The sequence below is a fragment of the Phenylobacterium sp. genome (assembly GCF_024508875.1).
In the GTDB taxonomy this organism is placed as follows: Bacteria; Pseudomonadota; Alphaproteobacteria; order Caulobacterales; family Caulobacteraceae; genus Phenylobacterium.
Genome location: NZ_JANINU010000187.1, coordinates 1 through 4,670 on the forward strand (window position 1 = coordinate 1; position 4,670 = coordinate 4,670).

Here is a 4,670-nt window from a genome sequence, read left to right on the forward strand (position 1 = left end):
ACAGAGGGTCGAGCGGGTGGCGGCGGCCGAACCTTTGCAGGCGGCGATGGCGCAGGCTGAGGCGGCGGTCGCGGCGGCCGTGGCGGATCGCGGACGTGCCCTGCGGGATGCTGAACAGGCCCGCCAAACCGCTGCGCAAGCCGAGCAGGACCTTGCCCTCGCACGCCAGACCGCGGCGGCGCTCGCCAGCCTCGAGCTCAGCCTGGAGCGACTGGGTCAGGTCAAGGCCGCGGCCGAGGCTTTCGAGGCGCAGCAGGCGATAGCCGCCACGCGCGCAGCGGCTCTGACGCAGGCAGAGGTGGCGGCCACGGACGCCAGCACGGCCGCGGCGGCCGCCGCCGACCATCTCGCGGACCTCCGAGCACGGCTGGACACTGCCCACGCCGCGCAATTGGCTGCCGCACTGGAAGACGGTCGTCCCTGCCCGGTCTGCGGGTCGCTGGCGCACCCACAGCCGGCGGTGGGCGAGGCCGCCGACGGGGACCTGGTGGAGCGCCTGAAGGCCGCCGAAACCGACGCGGACACCACACAGCGCGCCCTGACCCAGGCGCGCACCAAAGCCGCTGAGGCGCAGGCGCTGGCGACAGACGCCGCCGATCGGCTGGCAGGGCTCGCCGCGCCCGAGCGGCCCTCGAGCGCGCTGGTGCCGGAGATCGCCGGCGCCCAGGCCGAACACGCTCGGCTCATGCAGACGCGTTCAACGGCGGCGGCGGAGGCCGCGAGGTCCGCCGCCGTTGACGCGCTCACGGCATCCGAGCTGGTCCTGCAGATGGCGGAGGCCGCCTTCGCCGACGCGCGGACGACACTGGAGGCGCACAAAGCAGCCCTGGGGACGGAGCTGGCTACCGTGCCGGAGACCCTTCGCCAGCCCGAGGCGGCTCAAGCGGCGCTCGACGCGGCTGCTAAGGCCGAGGCTGAAGCGCAATCGGCGCATGAGGGCGCCGAAAGCCGCGCCGCCGCGGCCCAGCAGGATCTGGCGGTGCGCGCCGCCACCTTGGCAGGCCGGCGGGACGCGGAGGCGCGCGTGACCTCAGCGGCGGCGGCGGCCGAAGCCGAGTTGACGACGGCGGCGGCGGCGCGGGGCCTCGCCGGCGACGCCTACGAATTGGCTCTCGTCGACGTTCCCCACATCGGGACGATCTCGGCCGAGATCCGCCAGCACGAGCAGACGCTCGCCGCAGCTCTGGACCGAACCGCCCGGGCGGAACAAGGCATCGAGGCGCTGGCGCCGCCGGACCTCGCTCAGCTGGAGAAGGCGAAAGCGCAGGCGGATGCGAGTCTCGACGCGCAGCTGGCGCGCAGCGCCGCCGACGAGGCGGAACTGCGGTCCTGGGTCCAGGCGCAAGGTCGGATCGAGGCGGCCGAGCGGCGACGGGCGGCGGCGGAAGCGGCTTATGCGACCGTGGGCGAACTCTCACGGTTAGCGCAGGGCAAGAACGCGGTGCGAATGTCGCTCGTCGACTACGCGGTGGCCGCCTACTTCGAAGAGGTGCTAGCCGCGGCCAACATCCGGTTTGGCCGGATGTCCGGCGGACGTTTCGAGCTGCGGCGCAAGACCGTTGGTCAGGATGCCCGTAGCCGCGCCGGACTGGAGATCCTGGTCTACGACGGGCACAGCGGGCGCGAGCGCGACGCCAAGACGCTGTCGGGGGGCGAAGGCTTCATGGCGGCGCTGGCGCTCGCGCTCGGGCTTTCCGACGTGGTGCAGGCCGAAAGCGGCGGGGTGAAGCTCGACGCAATCTTCATCGACGAGGGCTTCGGGCACCTCGACGAGCAGAGCCTCGACCGCGCCCTCGACACCCTGCGCGAGCTCGTCGGCGAGGCCCGGGCCGTCGGCGTCATCTCGCACGTGGACGCCGTGAAGGCGCAGATCCCTGCCGGCTTTGAGGTTACTCCGCAGCTGCGCGGCAGCCGGGTGGAAGCTCGATCACTCTGAAGGTTCCTGGGGGCCCGCGGCGGCTCTTCCCGGAGAAGCGAGCTTCCTAAGTTCAGCAGCGGGTCCGATGACGCACTGGATTAGGCTCCAGCGCCAACCCCGAAGCAGCCCTTCCGAAGGTCGCCTAAGAGTCAGGTCTTCGCCTTCGTCACGCCCCGCTGGTTCCGCGCCGGCAGCTGCGCTCGCAGCTGCTTAACTGGCCCCCCGCCCCAATCCGCGCCACCCCTCCGGGCGGCGCCTGACAGCCGCCATCTTCATGGCGGCAAGAACGAGGCGTCATCTGACGCCCCTCGCCTATTGGCGAAACGAACTACGCCTTGGCCTTGAACTTCTTGGTCCGCAGTTCCTTCGCCTGCATCACGGTGAGCACGTGGCTGTAGTGCTTCTCGATGTAGGTGATTGAGGTCCCCATGTTCTTCGCGAGGACGTGGACCGGAATGCCGGAGAGCAGGCACTGCGTGCAGTAGAAGTGGCGCAGGCTGTAGACCGTCCGCCGCTTGCCCCAGCGGTCGTCCAGGAGCTTCAGCCGCGACAGGATGCTCGCGAAGGTCTTGTTGAAATTCTCCACCGGCTTGCCGTCATACCCGCAGAACACCAGTTCGTCCGGCGCACTGTGCCGTGAGAGCTTCTTGAGCCGGTCCAGGTACGTCTGTGTGCCTTCGCGGCAGACGACGGTGCGGGCGCCCGTCTTCGTTGTCGGCGCCACCTCCACGACCAGCGCCGGCTTGTTCTCGGCGTCCTTCTCGATCCGTAGGTCCCGCCAGCAGAGTTGGCGGGCCTCGTTGGGGCGAAGGCCGGAGTTGGCCATGAACAGAAGATAGTCGCGCAGCAGCTCGCGCTGATAGCGGTGCATGGCGTTCGGGCCGGAGCGGTGCAGCCGACCCCCGCCCTCCCCGGCGGCCGAGACCATGTCCTCCTTCACCCAGTCCCGAAGGAAGGTGTAGATCGTCTTCCACTCGGTCTCGTCGAAGGTCGGCCGGCGCTCCACGCCCTTGGTGTGCTTCACCTTTGTGGCCTTGATCCACGGCTCGCGCTTGACGAAGCCGATCCGCTTACCCCAGCGGAAGATCTGCCGGAGCATCCCGGCTTCCATATCCAGGGTCTTCTGCGCGGGGACCTTGACGGCGTTGGCCGGGATCTCCTCGTCGCCATCCCACCGGTCGGGATTGTGGTAGTTGATGCGCCAGTCCCAATAGCGCTCGACGAAGGCGTCCGGCATGTCGTTGACGCGGGCCTCGCCGAAGTACGGGTTGAAGTACTTCTCCGCCATGAACTTGTGCAGGCGCTGGCGGTGGACCGACAGCCCGCTCTCGTGGGCCGCGTAGAAGCGCTTCCACAGGTCCTTGAACTTGAGGTTGCCGGAGACGCGCACGTCCATGCCGAGCTTCTGTTCGGCGCGCAGCTCGTAGAAGAGGTCTTCGGCCTGGTTAAGGGCCGTGGGGAGGTCACGGGTCTTGAGAGAGCGGATGACGTAGCCGCTGACGCCCGGGACCTTCAGGCGGGCCTGGTAGACCTGCTGCTTGGTGTCGCCGCGGCGGTAGACCATGACGGCCCCGTCACGGAGGCGATGGACCTCTTGATAGAAGCTCCCAGGCATCACGCGCCTCGCCAATTCCTGTGAAGGAACTGTGCAAAACGCTAACTGGAAACAGCGGAAAATACAACCGCTTGTGAGTCACCTGTGAATGACAAAACAGGCACCTAGCTTGCGCTAGATGCCTGTTTTTATTCAACAAATTGAAGCGTCAGAGTTAGCGCTTCGAGAACTGGAAGCTGCGTCGGGCCTTGGCCTTGCCGTACTTCTTGCGCTCGACCACGCGGGGGTCGCGGGTCAGCAGGCCGTGCGGCTTCAGGACCTTGCGCAGGCCCGGCTCGTAATACGTCAGAGCCTTGGAGATGGCGTGACGGATCGCGCCCGCCTGGCCCGAAAGGCCAGAGCCTTCCACGGTGGCGATGACGTCGAATTGGCCGGCGCGCTCGGTCAGCTCCATCGGCTGAGCGATCATCATCCGCAGCACGGGACGCGCGAAGTACACTTCCTGCTCGCGGCCGTTGATCGTGATCTTGCCGGAGCCCGGCTTGATCCAGACGCGGGCGACGGCGTTCTTGCGCTTGCCGGTGGCGTAGGCGCGGCCCTGGGCGTCGATCTTGGGCTCCCGGACGATTTCCTCGGCCGCTTGCGTGCCCATGCCCTTCAGGGCGTCGAAGCCGGTGGCTTCGGTCGTGGTGGCTTCGCTCATTACGCGCTCCGCACGTTCTTGGCGTTCAGGTCGGCGAACGCGATGGTCTCGGGGTTCTGAGCGGCGTGCGGGTGCTCGGCGCTGTTGTAGATGCGCAGGTGCGTCATCTGCTTGCGGGCCAGCGGGCTTTCCTTCGGCAGCATGCGCTCGACGGCCTTCTCCAGCACGCGCTCGGGGTACTTGCCGCCGAGAATCTGGCCGGCGGTGCGTTGCTTGACGCCGCCCGGGTGGCCGGTGTGCCAGTAGAAGATCTTGTCGCTGAGCTTCTTGCCCGTGAACTTCACCTTGTCGGCGTTCACGACGACGACGAAGTCGCCGCAGTCGACGTGCGGGGTGTAATCAGCGCGATGCTTGCCGCGAAGACGCATGGCGATGAACGAAGCCAGGCGGCCGACAACGGCGTCCTGGGCGTCGATCACGATCCACTTCTTCTCGACCTCGGCGGGCTTCAGCGAAGCCGTGGTGCTCTTCAGCATGAGGGACGATCCAATAGA

General features: G+C 67.8%; 4 protein-coding genes. 1 reads left to right on the top strand and 3 read right to left on the bottom strand.

From position 1 onward, the window contains the following. A partial coding sequence (locus Q0L11_RS14430) for an SbcC/MukB-like Walker B domain-containing protein (RefSeq protein WP_296598139.1) occupies window positions 1-1,936 on the top strand: 1,936 nt, incomplete at its 5' end. A gap of 310 nt (window positions 1,937-2,246) precedes the next feature. Here the strand turns inward: Q0L11_RS14430 and Q0L11_RS14435 are convergent. The 3 genes from Q0L11_RS14435 to rplM form a co-directional block, all read right to left on the bottom strand. After that, window positions 2,247-3,482, bottom strand: coding sequence for a tyrosine-type recombinase/integrase (locus tag Q0L11_RS14435; RefSeq protein WP_296598140.1), 1,236 nt, complete (start codon window positions 3,480-3,482; stop codon window positions 2,247-2,249). Between the two features lie 205 nt (window positions 3,483-3,687). Next, on the bottom strand, window positions 3,688-4,125 hold the full coding sequence (gene rpsI / locus Q0L11_RS14440) for a 30S ribosomal protein S9 (protein WP_296598141.1): 438 nt from the start codon (window positions 4,123-4,125) through the stop codon (window positions 3,688-3,690). Between the two features lie 50 nt (window positions 4,126-4,175). Beyond that, entirely contained in the window at window positions 4,176-4,649 is a 474-nt protein-coding gene (gene rplM / locus Q0L11_RS14445) for a 50S ribosomal protein L13 (protein ID WP_296598142.1), read from the bottom strand. Window positions 4,650-4,670: the final 21 nt, after the last annotated feature.

Bases quoted from the DNA above. Each gene is read 5' to 3' on its own strand.
- Q0L11_RS14435 (WP_296598140.1), bottom strand. From the start codon at position 3,482: ATGGTCTACCGCCGCGGCGACACCAAGCAGCAGGTCTACCAGGCCCGC.
- rpsI (WP_296598141.1), bottom strand. From the start codon at position 4,125: ATGGGCACGCAAGCGGCCGAGGAAATCGTCCGGGAGCCCAAGATCGAC.